Here is a 13,386-nt window from a genome sequence, read left to right as displayed (position 1 = left end):
CTGCTTGCGCCTGCGGGCCTGATCTTCCGCAAAGTCCAGCCACATCGTCACGATCCGGTTCAGCTCGCGGATCTCGTCTTCGTGCAGATAGTTCTTCGCGACGGTGACGTCCGAGGCGCGGATCTGCTCCGCCTTCCACGTGGTCAGCCCCATGTTGGGCTGGGTGTGATCCGCCCGCTCAGCAATGATTTCCGCAGCGGTTCTGCCGGTCGCCGCGAAGTGCAGCTTGTTCTGAATGGTTTGAAAGAAGGTGGTCACCTCGGCGCGGGAGGGCTCGTAATCTGCCGCGAGCGCAAAGATGTCGGTCACGCGCAGGTATACGCGACGTTCGCTGGCGCGGATGTCACGGATGCGCTCCAGCAGCTCGTCGAAGTAGTCCGGAACGCCGGAGCCCGCAATCGGTGGATTGCGCAGCCGCTCGTCGTCCATGGTGAAGCCCTTCACCAGGTACTCGCGAAGCCGCTCCGTCGCCCAGCGCCGAAACTGCGTTCCTCGCCTCGACCGCACTCGAAAGCCGACAGCGAGGATCGCGTCCAGATTGTAGTGTTCAATGGTCCGGGCAACCTCTCTTGCACCTTCAAGGCGAACGATCCGGAATTTCCGGATAGTTGCGTTTGCCGCTAACTCTTCCTCTTCAAAGATGTTCCGCAGGTGCTCGTTGATGGTGCGCACGTCCTTTTGGAACAGCTCGGCAATCAGCGCCTGACTGAGCCAGAGCGTGTCGTCGGCGAAGCGGCACTCAACCCGGGTGCGGCCGTCCTCGGTCACGTACAGGACCAGTTCCCCCGGCGGTGGACCGTGGCCGGCCGGATCGTCGTTCGGATCAACGTGAGAAGCCATGTCCGTGGGCGTCGCGGGTGGAACCTCCAGGCGAGTGCACCGAAGATAGTCCGAATCGGCACAAATGCGAAGCGGGGCGCCCGGATCGTGTCCGGGCGCCCCGCTCCGCATTGTCCGATCAGCGCCTTTACCGCAGGCCGGCGTGGAAGGCCACCGCGCTCAGCGACATCGACGGCGCCGGAAGCAGCGCCGGCATCGGCGCGCGGGGCAGGCGCACCGCGGCGGACGGGATGCCGGCCACCGCCAGGTGCTCCACCGCGGCGGTCGCGTCGGCGCCCGCGGTGCGCAGGTCCTGCTGCACCCGCGTCAGGTACTGGCCGCGCGCCCGGGCGTACACGTCCGGATGCAGCGTCACCGACTCCGCGTCCGCCTCGGCCAGGCGGTACTCCACCCGCACCCGCACCCGCCCCGCCAGCGCCAGCTCACGCGTGGCCCGCGGGTTGTTCACCAGCCGCTGCACCGTCTCGTCGCTCACCGCGGCGCCGCCGTCGGCGCGCAGCACCAGCTGGGCGAGCTCCATCACGTCCGCGTTGCGCATGCGGATGCAGCCGTGCGACGCGGGGCGGCCCAGAAAGCGCTCGTTGCGGGCCGGCGTGCCGTGCACGTAGTAGTCGTCGAACAGGTGCATCTTCACGCGGCCCATGGGGTTGCCCCATCCCGGCGCCGCCGGCTTCTCGTCGCGCGCCCAGGCCGCGTCGGGCGGCGTCCACGAGGGATTCCACACCATCCGGCGGATGGAGGCCTGCCGCGTGGGCGTGGCGTGGCGCGGCGTGCCCACCGAAACCGGATACGAGCGCACGCGGGCGCCGTTTTCAAAAACGTCCAGCCGCCCGGCGGGAACGTTGACGACAATCTCCATCGGTCCCTGCGCGGCGGCGGGGACGGTGGCCAGGGCGACGGCGAACAGCGCGGGGACGGCCTGACGGATCGAGAACATGGTGCGTATTCTGGGCTGATTGTCGCGTTCCGCAGGGTGCGCCGGACCTTCCGGAGCGGGGCTGCGAACCGCTCGGCGGGACGGGCCGGTCAGGCTCGTCTTCCGCACGCCGTGAACTACGCAAGGAAGATAATCTCTGTTTCTGCACGCTCTTAGGTAACTTGACCCAAATTGTGAGTCGGGTTGCGGATCGCGTTTTCTCTGCCGGGTGATCTGCAACAGAAAGGGGGAGCACCGCCCCGGTGCTCCCCCATGCTTCTACAGACGCGCGGCAGGTGGATGTGTCCCTCCGGCCCCGGCGCGGACAGCAGGGATCCGTGTTCCGGATCCCATGGCAGACGGGGCGCATTGATCGTGATGGCCCAGCAAAGCCATCATCAGCCACGAGAAACCGAAGATCATCCCTCCCGAAAAACGCGGATGAACTCAGCGCGGGCGCAACCGGCGGCTCGCGGTGCATGACCTCACGCGGTTGCCGCAGCCGGAATGCGCTCCGGCCGGCGGTGGCGCATCCGCCTCGCCAGCCGTAGAATCCGCGCATGTCACCCGACCTTCGCGCCCGCGCCGACGAGCGGTTTGCGCGCGCGCTCGAGCAGAGCGGCGCGCGTGATCCGCGGAACTTCTTTCGCGACTGGATGCGCGACCTCAAGGCGCGCGATGCGGAGGCGTACCGCCGGGCGCTCGCCTACTTCAACGACGTTCTCATCCCCACCGTGGCGGATGAGGAGTCGGACCCGGTGGCGGAGTGGCTGGAGTACGGGCGCGTGCTGGCGGAACTCTCCACGCCCGGGCGCGCCATGCAGTTTGATGCCACCGGCCGCGCCACGCCTTATGCGCGCCCCGTTCCACCGGACCACATGGTGCTGCACGTGCCCGAACAGGCCACCGCGCCCGCCCTGGTGCTCGGCATTCCGCCCAAGCTCTCCACCCACCAGCGCGCCGCCTACGACCTGCTGGTCAAGCAGTCGATGGGAGACAAACGGTAGAGCAGTGCGTGAGTGCTGGGTGCGTGGGTGCGGAGTGCGGAGTGCGGAGTGCAGGCTACCGCCCCGATCGCCTGCCCACCATGCAGTTGAAGCCCCGATCATGGACGCGACAGCGGCCATGAGTCGGGGCTTACCGCTTCCCGAGCGGCGGATTCATCTGCTCAGGAGGGGGTGCGCTTCGAAAGGTGCCGCACATGCGGAGGGGGTGCGGGCGCCGCGTTCGGCACTGGACCTCATCGCCCGCGCACGAGCAGCCTCACGGCAGTATCGTGAGGCTTTCAGCAGTTGTTGCGGCGAGTTCACTCGCTCAGGACACCATCGGCGCCGCGAACTTCCGCCTGTCTGCGGCCTACCATCCGCCCCCGTGCAGGTGAAGTCCCCCCGTCCGTTTGGGGGGACTTCCGCCGTTGTTGCGGCGAATTCATTCGCTCACCCCACCATCGGCCGCGCAGAACTGTCCCCGAACACGAACGGGCGGCCCCTTCCGAGGCCGCCCGTTCTCCCATCCACCCATCCACCCACCTGCTCAGGGAAGTCCGCGCGCCGCGTCGTCCTTGATGAAGTCGCGGACGATCGAGATCACTTCTTCCTTGGTCAGCGGCTCGTCGAACGCCTGCGTGGCCGCCACCGTCCGCGCGTTCTGGTCGCCGATTACGTCCAGCCCGCTCAGCGTCGCCGCGTCGATGGTCGCCGCCGCCGTGCCGTTGAACACGACGTGCGAGGTGTTGCTCTCCGGCGTGGCGCCGCCGTAGATCAGGTTCAGCGCGGCCACCACCGCGGCCGGAGGATTGGCGATGTTGCCCGCGCCCGCCGCGGCCAGCCCGCCGCCGCGCACGTACCCGCTGAACCGCAGCGAGGTGTCGCTGGGGTTGGCCGCCCGGCGGATGCGCCGGATCTTGGCCGCGTGCCGCGCCTCCACCGAGTGAATGCGCAGGGCGCTCTCCAGCGCGATGTCGGCGTTGTCGTTGCCGTTGATCAGCAGGCGGCCCGCCTGGCCCTTGTAGGCCCGCACGCCCGTGTCCTCGAACGCCTGCGTGGCCAGCAGCAGGAAGGGAAGCTCCGTCGTGGCCCGGGCGAACGGCCCCGTGCCGCTGCCGTTGCCGCCCGTGAAGTCGAAGTCGGCGGCGGTGATGTTCACCACCGTGCCGCCGAACTGCGGAATCACGGCCTTGAGGAAGTCCACGTGCTGCTGCTCGTGCTTCTGGATCTGCGCCAGCGATTCCCGCGCGGCCGCCGGAATCAGCGCGCGCACCGGGGCAAAGGCGTTGTTCTGCGCGGCCAGGGCGCTCGTCCCCAGCACCGCCTTGTAGAACTCGTTCTCCAGGTTTTCCAGGATGAACGCAAAGCGGAGCACGTCCAGAATGTCCGCCGGGGTCTGGGCGTAGACCTCACGGGCCATGGCCGCCAGCGCCACCGGCACCGAGCCCATCGCCAGGCCCTGCGCCACCAGGCGGCTCATCGAAGCGCCGCGGCGGAACAGGTCCCGCCGTGACACCACGCGATCCATGATCTCCGGGTCGATCCCCTCAAGGATCGGCTGCTGCATGTTTTCCATTGATCGAACTCCTGGTTCGCTTACGGGTTGGCGGGGAAGAAGTCGGGCGTGGCCACACCCTGCGTGGCGGTCGGCCCGTTGCTGATGGCCGGCGAGGCAAGGGTGCCCGGAAGCAGAAGGTTGGTGGCCGCGACCCGCGCCACCACGGCGCCCGCTTCCAGCTTCACGTCGCGCCCGGTGTTGTCGATGATGTCGTCACCCGCAAACGCCGTGTTGGCGTTCACACCGGCCGGCGGCGCGATGTCGCGCAGGGCGGCCGCGTGGCGCGCCTCCACCGAAACGAACTTGCCCGCGATCAGCAGGTTGCGGGCGTCCTGCAGATACTTGCCCGCGCCGTTCAGCGCCGCCACGCCCATGTTCTCGAACATGCGCGCCGCCGCGATGATGCTGGCCTTGCTCGACAGAATGCTGTTCAGCGTCGTCATGTTGATGGAGCCGCGCAGGTCCGGAAGCGCCTGGCTGCCCAGGGCCGTGCGGACGAACTCGCGGTGAACCACCTCGGTGTCGCGCAGGTCCACAAAGATCTCGCGCTCTTCGGCCGTAAAGCTGCTGAAGGCGGCGCTGCTCACCACGGCCGTGTAGAAGGCCGCCTCGAGCTGCTCGTTCGCGTGCACCAGGCGAAAGATTCCCACGTCCGAGCGCAGGTCGAACGACACGCCCTTCACCGGGTCCGGCCCGTCGGTGTCGGGATCGAATCCCGGAACCGTGATCTCGCGCCGCTCGCAGGCGCCGAACACGGAAGGCAGCATCACCACCGTTCCGCCCGCGAGCAGCGTCCGCACGAACGACCGTCGCGTGGCGGGAAACATCAGCTCCGTCGCGCTGCCGATCACCATCGGCTCGTCCTGATCCGCGTCTTGCTTCCGCATCTCGTCCTCCCCCTTCACCGTGGCTAGCCGCTTACCAGGACCGATCCGGCTAGCGCGGACCGTCCCCGGCGCTCCCACCCGCGGGAGCGCTTTCCATTCCGCCGGACGTGAGGTCCGGCAACGGTGATCCGAACGCGCTCAGCGTCCCCATCACCGCACCCGGCCTTCCCCGTCCGGCAGCCCGTCCGCCCGTCGTTGAGGAGCGGGGTGGTTGGCAAAGCCTGTGCCAACTCTAGACGTGACAGATGCTAAGTTGATGCGCGATCTGTCGCGCTTTTTTCACGCTCTCCGGGCATTGCCGACAATACCGGAACGACGGGGCTGTCTGATGGGTACGCCGGGGTGCACCGGATTGGATCTCCGCGCACCCGCCTGCCCATGATCAAGAGACTCGCGATCACGATGGCGCTCCTGAGCGCCCCTCTCGCCGCCCAGCCCACCGTTCAGCCCGGCGACCGGGTGCGGTTCCACCCCGGGCCGCGCGGCGTGCACGAGGTGGTGGAAGCGCGGCCCGGCTCCTGCTGGTCCGCCGCGAAGGCTGGGATCCCGTGGTGGTGCCGCTGAGTTCGGCGACGGCCTTTCGCGCCACGGGGCGGGAGCCGCGGCTGCGGTCCGCGCTGCGCGGCGGCGGGTACGGCGTGCTGATTGGCGGGACGTCGGGCGCCGCGGTGGCCGCCGCCACCTTCGACGAGCCGGGCTTTCCCATCTCGTCCCGCGGCGAGGCGGCGCTGTTCGGCGGGGTGGCGTTCGGCGTGCTGGGCGGGCTGGTGGGAACGGTGGCCGGCGGGCTTTCGCCACGAATGCGCTGGGCACCGCTCCCCGCGCGCTCCGGGGCGGGTGCCGCGGTGGTGTCGCCCACCGTCCGCGACGGCGGCGTCGGCGCGTCCATCACGCTTCGCTTCTGAACAGCGCATCGGCAAGACGAAAAGGGCCGGCCCCACTCGCGGGACCGGCCCTTCTTTTCGTCATCAACCGCTGTCGCGGATCCAGATCCGGTGGACACGGCCGGCTGGGTATCAAGAAGAGGTCTCGACGTTTTCCGAGCCCGCACCGTCCTGGACAAGGGTTCCCGGCGCGGCGGGTCACGATCTCCGTTCTAAGGGGAAGCAGGTCTCGATGGCGGGACCGCGCTCCTCTACAGCGTCGCGGCACTCCGAGGGCCCGGCGCGCACGCTGATCAACTGACGTACAACGTGCGAAGATCCGCCACGACCCATCCACCAACCTGGCAGCGCCGCAGGATCACCGCGAACCGCGCAAAGCCCACCGGCATCTTTGTCAGGCGGGACCGCCAACGGGCAGCGACCACAACCTCCGCACGATCCCCATCCACCACCGGCTCCGTGGTCGCGAACACCGCCACGACGCCGGGAAGCGTGCAGCTGCGCGGACTCTCGCTCCCGCAGACCATCGCCGAATCGAAGTGCGCCCGCTCCGCCGAGAGTGCGGAGTAGATCGTCTCGCCGTGCACTCCCGGGCCGAACCTATACGCGGTCGCGAGCGGTCCGGATGCAGGGGCCGGCTCCGGCACGAGCACGCGCCTGTCCAGCCCCACGGGCCCGCCTGCAAGCCGCTCCCCCGTTCGCAGTTCGTTCAGCACCCGCTCCACCGCCGGGCGGAGGATGGACGGTTCCGGGGCACGCGCCTGTCCCGCCGCGCCCTGCATACCGAAAACGGCGGCGAAAAGGACGACGGCTGAAAGGATGATCCTCATATCAGCTTCCTGCGGAAAGCCGCGGGACGAATTCCACTCTCTGCGCGGGACAACCGATCCAAATGCACAAAGTGGACGCCACCAGAATCAAGAGGCGCTGGTCCGTTCTCCCGCGGAGCGAACGAGTGCGCGAAACCGGGGCAAGATGAGACTGACCTTGTACGCAGAACGGCTTCATCAACCCTGATTTCTGCTGGAGTTACGGCGGATGGAGACCGCGCGGCGGGCGGACCGTGTCGCGGACTGAATCGTGCATGGGCGGCGCACCCGGTTTGGGGGGATGAACCCCGGCGGCGGCGCCGCACTTTGTTACGGACTTCGACGGGACGGCAGCAGAAATGGACCAGCAGCAGACCAAGACCCGGGGGGTCGCCGACATCGTCTTTCTCATCGACGTGTCCGGCAGCATGGCGCCCGCCATCGATGCGCTCAAGAGCAACATCGGCACGTTCGTGGAATCGCTCAGCAAGGGCGAGGGGAACAACGTGTCGCCCGTCCGCGACTGGCGCGCCAAGGCGGTGGGCTACCGCGACTTTGACCACGACGCCAACCCGTTCATCGACAATCCGTTCGTCACCAACGTGGAAGCGCTCCGCGGCCAGCTCGCAGGGCTGACAGCCGAGGGCGGCGAGGACGAGCCGGAGTCGCTGCTGGATGCGCTGTTCAAAGTGGCCAACATGGGGCAGACGGAGAAGGGCGCGCAGAGCCTGGACGCCACCAAGTGGCGCTACCGCAGCGACGCGGCGCGCGTGGTGGTGGTGTTCACCGACGCCTCGTTCAAGCCGGCCATGAGCATTCCCGAGGCAAAGGGCGGCGGGGTGCAGGACATCACCAACGCCATCATCAACAACCGCATCATTCTGAGCCTGTTCGCGCCCGACATGCCGGGCTACGACGAGCTCAGCCAGATCGACAAGAGCGAGTGGGAAGCCATCTCGTACCCGGGGCTCAACCCGCAGGAGGCGCTGGTGAAGTTCACCGGTGACCAGGCCAACTTCAAGAACACGCTTCGCCAGCTCGCCGCTTCCGTGTCCAAGTCGGCGGAAACCGTGGCGCTCTGAACCTGCGTGACCCCGCCCGCGCGCCCCGGCCGGGCGCGCGGCGCACGCCTGGCTCCGGACCTCCATACAGCGACGAATGGCGAAGAAACTCAAGGTCGGCGACGAGATCAACAAGTACCGGATCACCGACGTGTTCGGGCCCGGGGCCATGGCGATTTCGTATGGCGCGCTGGCCCCTTCCGGACAGCGCGTGTTCCTGAAGCAGTACAAGTCGCCCAGCGTGACCGTGGAGTGGTACCGCGACTACGTGCGCTACCAGCGCGAGCTGAACCGGCGCATCGTGGAAAGCCCGGCGCGCAACTACTGCGTCCGGGCCATGGACGCCTTCGAGGCGGTGTGGGGCGGGCGCAACTACTTTCAGGTCTTTGAGTTCGTGGAGAACGGCGCAGACCTGGGCGGCATCTTTGAACGCGAGGCGGCGGAGAACGGCGGGCGGGCTTATTCCGCCCCGTTCCCGCCACGGGTGTGGGAGCAGCACGTGATCTGGGCCAAGGTCTTCATGTCCGGCATCAACACGCTGCACATGGCCCGGGTGGCGCACGCGGACCTCAAGCCCGACAACGCGTTCCTGATCGAGGACCCGTCCATCGCCGCGGGGTTCCAGCTCAAGCTCATCGACACGGACTTCTCGCTGCTCACCGACGAGCCGGCGCCCTGGCACGGGCTGCAGGGCTACGTGGGGACGGACAACTACCGCTCGCCGGAACACTTTACGGCCGGCGCCACGCCCGGCGCGGCGTCCGACGTGTTCACCTGCGGATTGATCCTGTACCAGCTGCTGTCCGGGCGGCACCCGTACTGGTCGGAGGACCAGGCGGACTACGCCAAGAAGGCGCTGGCGTACGCGGCGGAGCGCCCGATGCTGGGCGGCACGATGCCGGCGCCGGCCAGCAACGAGGCCGTGGCGGAGGTCATCTACCGCTGCCTGGCCCCGCGCGCGGCGGACCGCCCCACCGCGGCCGAGGTGCGCGACACGCTCACGGGCCGGGCGAGCGCGGCCGCGGGAACTCCAGCGGTCACAACACCGGCCACGGCACCAGCCGCGGCCCCCGCACCCGCCGCGCCGCCTGTCACGCCACCCGTTGCGGCCGCACCCGCGGCGCCGCCGGTCGCGGCTCCGGCTTCGCCACCGGCCGTTCCCATACCCCCGGCCGCGGCTCCGGCCCCGGCCCCGGCTCCGGCTCCGGCTCCGGCTCCTGCTCCGACTGCGATGCCGCGCGGCGGGGGTGGCGCGGCCCTACGCTCGGACCGCATTCAGCTGGTGGGCGAGTCGGGACAGGCGGTGACCATGGCCACGCGCACGCCGCTCGGCAAACACATGGTCCGCCAGTTCGGCGAGGACTACGTCGTGTGGGACGCCGAGCAGTGCACTCTCGAGCGCGGGCAGGACGGGATCTGGATGGTGATCCCGGCCGCCGGCACCACCAACGAAACGCTGCTGAACGGGGCGACGCTCACTTCGCCCGCCCCGCTCGCGGACGGCGACGTGATCGCGGTGGGGCGCGCGGCCAAGGGCGTCGCCAAGCTGCCGCTCACCGCCCGCGCCGCATAGCGGACCGACGGATCGACAGATACAGGCGGGGCCATGCTCCGCCGCTGCAGGAGGGCGCGATGATCGTCATCGAGCCGACCAGAGCCGAGACTGTGCGTGGAGACTGACCGTGACGGAAAACAAGGACATCCCCACCGAAGGCACTGCCCCGGAACCCGGCGCCGCGCAGGCCGGCACCCCGGGTTCCGCGGCCGGCGGCGCGGCCTCTCCCTCCGGCGTTGCGCCTGACGCGGGCGCAGGCACGGCGGGCGGAACGGGTGCGCCTGGTGCGTCGAGCGGCGCCGATGCGGGCTCCACGATGCCGGCCTCGGACGATCCCGATTCCACGCTCGAGTCGCCGCCCGCGGTTTCGTCCGCTGAACTGCCGCCCTCCGATGCGACGGGCGCGCGAACGGCCGCCGCCGCCGCGCCGGGTGATGCGTCCGGTGGATCGACGTCGGCCGATGCGACAGGAACGGGCGCGGCTTCGGCGGATGCGGCTGCCGGCGGATCGCCCGCCACGGATTCGGCTGCCGGCGGATCGCCCGCCACGAATGCGGCTGCCGGTGGATCGCCCGCCACGGATGCGGCTTCCGTTGGATCGCCCGCCACGGATGCGGCTGCCGGCGGATCGCCCGCCACGGATGCGGCTGCCGGCGGATCGGCTTCGGCGGGTGCGGCTGCCGCCGGAGGGACGACAGCAGACGCGGCTTCCGCTGGATCGGCGGGGGCGGGTGCTGCTTCCAGCGGATCGACGGCCACGGACGCGGGCTCGGGGGGATCGGCATCCACGGACGCGGCCGGATCGGGATCGAGCGGCGCGACGGGTTCGGCGGACGGCTCCGCGACCGCGACGGCCGATGCATCGGATGCTGCATCCACCGCGGCGATGACCGGCGCGGCGGGGACAGGATCCGCCACGCCTGACGCTTCCGCATCCACGGACGCGGCGTCCTCCTCGTCCACGACGGACGGATCGGCTCCCGCCGATGCGGGCTCGGGCGCGACGCCGGCCGGCACCGATCCGGCGGCGACCGACCTGGTGGGCGCCGGGGCGGCAGCCATCGATGCATCCACCGGTTCCACGACGGACGCGGCGGCCAGCGACGCTTCCGCTTCCGCCACCGGCGGCGGCACGGCGGCGGGCGCGACCGGCACGGCTGGAACGACGGGCGATGCGGCCGCGAGTGCTACGCCTGTGGCGGGAGATGCGTCGGCCGCGGCGACCGGCACGGCGGGGGCGGGGACCACGGCCGACGCGTCCGCGGCGGGAACCGAGGCGGCGGGCGGCGGGACGGCGGCGGGCGGGGCGCTGAAGTCGGACCGGATTCAGCTGGTGGACGAGTCCGGAAAGTCCGTCACGGTGGGCGTGCGCACGCCGCTGGGCAAGCACGTGGTGCGGCAGTTTGGCGAGGACGCCAACGTGTGGGACGCCGAGCAGTGCATCCTGGAGCGCGGCCCCGACGGCGCCTGGCAGATCATTCCCGGGGCGGGCACGACCAACGAAACGCTGGTGAACGGCGAGCCCATCACCGCGGCGCGCCCGCTGAACGAGGGCGACGTGGTGGCGGTGGGGCGCGCGGCCAAGGGCATCGTAAAGCTGCCGCTCACCGTCCGCGCCGCCTGAGCGCATGGCGTGGAAATGCCCGCAGTGCGGGTTCGTGCACGAGAATGAGGCCGTTACGCACTGCGAGGCGTGCGGCTTTGTTCGCGGCGGCGGCAAGCTGGTGCTGGTAGCCGAGCAGACCACGCAAAGGCTCACCATCGGGGTGGATACGCCGGTGGGAAAGCACCTGCTGCAGACGTTTGCGGGCGATGACCACGTCTACGCCGCCGATCCGCAGTTCCTGGTGGCGCGCAACCCGGCCGGGGGCGGATGGACCATCGCTCCGGCCCAGGGCGTCAAGAATCCCACGTTTCTGAACGGCGCGGCGCTGGGCGATGCGCCCGCGCCGCTGGTGGCGGGTTCCGTGATTTCCATCGGCCCCACCCGACTGCGACTGCGCGTAGAAAGTGAACCGTGACGGACAGCCAGAACCAACCCGAAGACGCCACGCCCGCGACGGACGAAGCCGGAAAGAGCCCTCCGCCGGACCCGTCCGACGTGGACGAAGGCGTGGCGAGTTCGGATTCCGAGCCGCCCGCGGAGGCCGGCCCGCGCTCCCCCGACGCGCCGGCCGGAGCGGAGCCGGGCGCGTCTGGAGCGCCAGCCGAACCGGCCGCCTCCTCTGATCCGGCCGCGTCGTCCGGATCGCCCGCGTCGCCGGAGGCATCCACGACGGCGTCCGGCGCGCCCGATCTTTCGTCGGCGGACGCGCCGCCGCAGAGTTCGGCCAACGTGCTGGAGGTGCACGGCCTGAACTGGGGCGCCATCGCCAGCGCCGTCGCCAACCCCATCACCGGCGACCGCGCGGAGCAGGTCATCGCGCGAATGGAGGAGCGGGTGGCGGGCGGCGGGCCGCTAGGGCTGGCGTTCGAGGAGTACGCCGCCGGCCCGGAAGACCGCGCCATCCAGGTCGGCGAGAACTGGCCGGTGGGCGAGGTGTGGTTCGTCGGCGACCTGCACGGCGACCTGCTGGCGCTGGAAAGCGCACTGCAGCACATCGACCGAAGCGGCGGCGGCTCGGACGCGCGCATCGTGTTTCTGGGCGACCTGTTCGACGACGGCGTGCACGCGGCCGAGGTCGTTCTGCGCATCTTTGAGCTGATCCTCGAAGGGCCCATGCGCGTCACCGTCATTGCCGGCAACCACGACGAGGGTCTCACGTTCGGGGACGGGCGCTTTCAATCCAGCGTCATTCCCTCCGACTTTACCGACTGGCTGAACGCGCAGTCCGATTCCGGACACCCGTGGGCCGCGCGGTTGGGCAAGCTGATCGTCCGCTTCTTTGCGCGGGCACCGCGGGCGCTGTTCTTTCCGGATGGGCTGCTGGTGGCGCACGGCGGCATCCCGCACACGGATCTGCACGCCGAACTCGCGGAAAAGCGCGACTGGAACGATCCGCGGGTGCTGCAGGACTTCGTGTGGCTGCGCGCCCATCCGCGCGCCCGCAAGCGCATTCCCAACCGCACCACCCGCGGCAGCGAGTTCGGGCGTGAGGACTTTGCGGCGTTCTGCGAACTGGCCACGCGCCTGGGCCGCCCGGTGAGCCGCATGCTGCGCGGCCACGACCACGTCGAGGAGCGCTTTGCGGACTTTCCGGCGTGGTCGGCGCACCCGGCGCTGACCATCAACACCCTTTCGCACAAGCTGCCGCGCGAGGTGTTCGGCCCGTACGAGCGGGTGCCGGTGGTGGCGCGATGGGTGCGCGGCGAGTTGCCGGAGGTGCGCCGCCTGTTCATTCCGCCGGAGCTGATCCGGCAGGTGTATCCGGAGCCTGCGGGGCCGGAGGCGGGCGCGTGAAGCGCGTCATTGAGCGGTGCCCCAACTGCGGCGTGGAGCACGACGACGCAGTGGGGGGCGCCTGCGAAGTGTGCGGCACCTCGCTGCGGTTCTGGTGCCGGGTGCACAGCAAGGAGATCGGCTGGCTGGATTCGGCCGAGTGCCCGCGCTGCGCCGCCGAGGCCACGGCCCGGCCGGCGCCGCCGGTTCCGCCCGCGCCCGTGGAGGCGCCGCGTGCACCGGAACCCGCGCCGCCGCCCCGCGTGGTGCCCCCGGAGGCACGCTGGCGCAGGCGCATCCGCGTTCCCATGGGGGCCCCGCCGCGCGAGTACGAGCGCGCGCCCGGGCCGCCCGCCGGCCGCGAGCCGCACGTGATCATCCGCGAAGGCGCTGAAGACCTGCGTCCGTACGTGGTGACGGGCGCGGGCGCCGCCTTTCGCCTGATCCGCGCGCTGTTCGCCGTGGTGCGCTGGGCCATCTTCGGCGCGGTGGTGGGCGGCGTGGCGGGCGG

At 70.2% G+C, this 13,386-nt stretch carries 14 protein-coding genes and 1 pseudogene; 9 read left to right on the top strand and 6 right to left on the bottom strand.

Going from position 1 to position 13,386, the window contains the following annotated elements; genetic code table 11:
• Positions 1-840, bottom strand: an 840-nt coding sequence (gene rhuM / locus VF665_RS09785; protein WP_331053238.1) for a RhuM family protein, incomplete at its 3' end; no start/stop codon positions are given.
• 127 nt (positions 841-967) lie between these two features.
• The gene (locus tag VF665_RS09780; protein ID WP_331053237.1) at positions 968-1,777 is read right to left on the bottom strand and encodes a L,D-transpeptidase; all 810 of its coding nucleotides are present in this window, start codon (positions 1,775-1,777) and stop codon (positions 968-970) included.
• Between the two features lie 539 nt (positions 1,778-2,316).
• On the opposite strand from VF665_RS09780, the gene VF665_RS09775 reads away from it, so the two are divergent.
• Positions 2,317-2,763 carry a hypothetical protein gene (locus VF665_RS09775; protein ID WP_331053236.1) on the top strand — a complete coding sequence of 149 codons (447 nt, stop codon included), beginning with the start codon at positions 2,317-2,319 and terminating at the stop codon, positions 2,761-2,763.
• Between the two features lie 526 nt (positions 2,764-3,289).
• On the opposite strand, the gene VF665_RS09770 is transcribed toward VF665_RS09775, so the two are convergent.
• The gene (locus VF665_RS09770) at positions 3,290-4,318 is read right to left on the bottom strand and encodes a ferritin-like domain-containing protein (protein ID WP_331053235.1); all 1,029 of its coding nucleotides are present in this window, start codon (positions 4,316-4,318) and stop codon (positions 3,290-3,292) included.
• A gap of 20 nt (positions 4,319-4,338) precedes the next feature.
• The gene (locus VF665_RS09765) at positions 4,339-5,187 is read right to left on the bottom strand and encodes a ferritin-like domain-containing protein (protein WP_331053234.1); all 849 of its coding nucleotides are present in this window, start codon (positions 5,185-5,187) and stop codon (positions 4,339-4,341) included.
• 378 nt (positions 5,188-5,565) lie between these two features.
• Between VF665_RS09765 and VF665_RS09760 the strand changes: the two genes are divergently transcribed.
• Positions 5,566-5,751, top strand: coding sequence for a hypothetical protein (locus tag VF665_RS09760; RefSeq protein ID WP_331053233.1), 186 nt, complete (start codon positions 5,566-5,568; stop codon positions 5,749-5,751).
• Positions 5,742-6,092 (top strand): hypothetical protein, encoded by a 351-nt coding sequence (locus VF665_RS09755; RefSeq protein WP_331053232.1) that lies wholly within the window; start codon positions 5,742-5,744, stop codon positions 6,090-6,092. Before VF665_RS09760 ends, VF665_RS09755 begins: the two co-directional genes overlap by 10 nt.
• Before the next feature lie 272 nt (positions 6,093-6,364).
• Here VF665_RS09755 and VF665_RS09750 read toward each other — a convergent pair whose 3' ends face one another.
• Positions 6,365-6,901 carry a hypothetical protein gene (locus tag VF665_RS09750; RefSeq protein WP_331053231.1) on the bottom strand — a complete coding sequence of 179 codons (537 nt, stop codon included), beginning with the start codon at positions 6,899-6,901 and terminating at the stop codon, positions 6,365-6,367.
• A gap of 338 nt (positions 6,902-7,239) precedes the next feature.
• Between VF665_RS09750 and VF665_RS09745 the strand changes: the two genes are divergently transcribed.
• Entirely contained in the window at positions 7,240-7,962 is a 723-nt protein-coding gene (locus tag VF665_RS09745; protein ID WP_331053230.1) for a vWA domain-containing protein, read from the top strand.
• A gap of 76 nt (positions 7,963-8,038) precedes the next feature.
• Positions 8,039-9,514, top strand: coding sequence for a protein kinase domain-containing protein (locus VF665_RS09740; RefSeq protein ID WP_331053229.1), 1,476 nt, complete (start codon positions 8,039-8,041; stop codon positions 9,512-9,514).
• 66 nt (positions 9,515-9,580) lie between these two features.
• Here the strand turns inward: VF665_RS09740 and VF665_RS09735 are convergent, their stop codons facing one another.
• Positions 9,581-10,651, bottom strand: a complete 1,071-nt coding sequence (locus tag VF665_RS09735; protein WP_331053228.1) for a hypothetical protein — start codon at positions 10,649-10,651, stop codon at positions 9,581-9,583.
• Positions 10,652-10,691: 40 nt separating this feature from the next.
• Between VF665_RS09735 and VF665_RS09730 the strand changes: the two genes are divergently transcribed.
• From VF665_RS09730 to VF665_RS09715, 4 genes and pseudogenes are all read left to right on the top strand, one after another.
• Positions 10,692-11,120 carry an FHA domain-containing protein gene (locus tag VF665_RS09730; RefSeq protein ID WP_331053227.1) on the top strand — a complete coding sequence of 143 codons (429 nt, stop codon included), beginning with the start codon at positions 10,692-10,694 and terminating at the stop codon, positions 11,118-11,120.
• A gap of 34 nt (positions 11,121-11,154) precedes the next feature.
• The gene (locus VF665_RS09725) at positions 11,155-11,517 is read left to right on the top strand and encodes an FHA domain-containing protein (protein WP_331053226.1); all 363 of its coding nucleotides are present in this window, start codon (positions 11,155-11,157) and stop codon (positions 11,515-11,517) included.
• Complete coding sequence (locus VF665_RS09720; RefSeq protein ID WP_331053225.1) at positions 11,514-12,896, top strand: metallophosphoesterase family protein; 1,383 nt, start codon at positions 11,514-11,516, stop codon at positions 12,894-12,896. Before VF665_RS09725 ends, VF665_RS09720 begins: the two co-directional genes overlap by 4 nt.
• Positions 12,893-13,386 (top strand): annotated as a pseudogene (locus tag VF665_RS09715) (hypothetical protein); the annotation flags it as partial. The gene VF665_RS09720 and the pseudogene VF665_RS09715, both read left to right, overlap by 4 nt.

The sequence above is a fragment of the Longimicrobium sp. genome, assembly GCF_036387355.1.
Lineage (GTDB): Bacteria > Gemmatimonadota > Gemmatimonadetes > Longimicrobiales > Longimicrobiaceae > Longimicrobium.
This window is presented reverse-complemented; position numbering and strand designations above follow the sequence as displayed.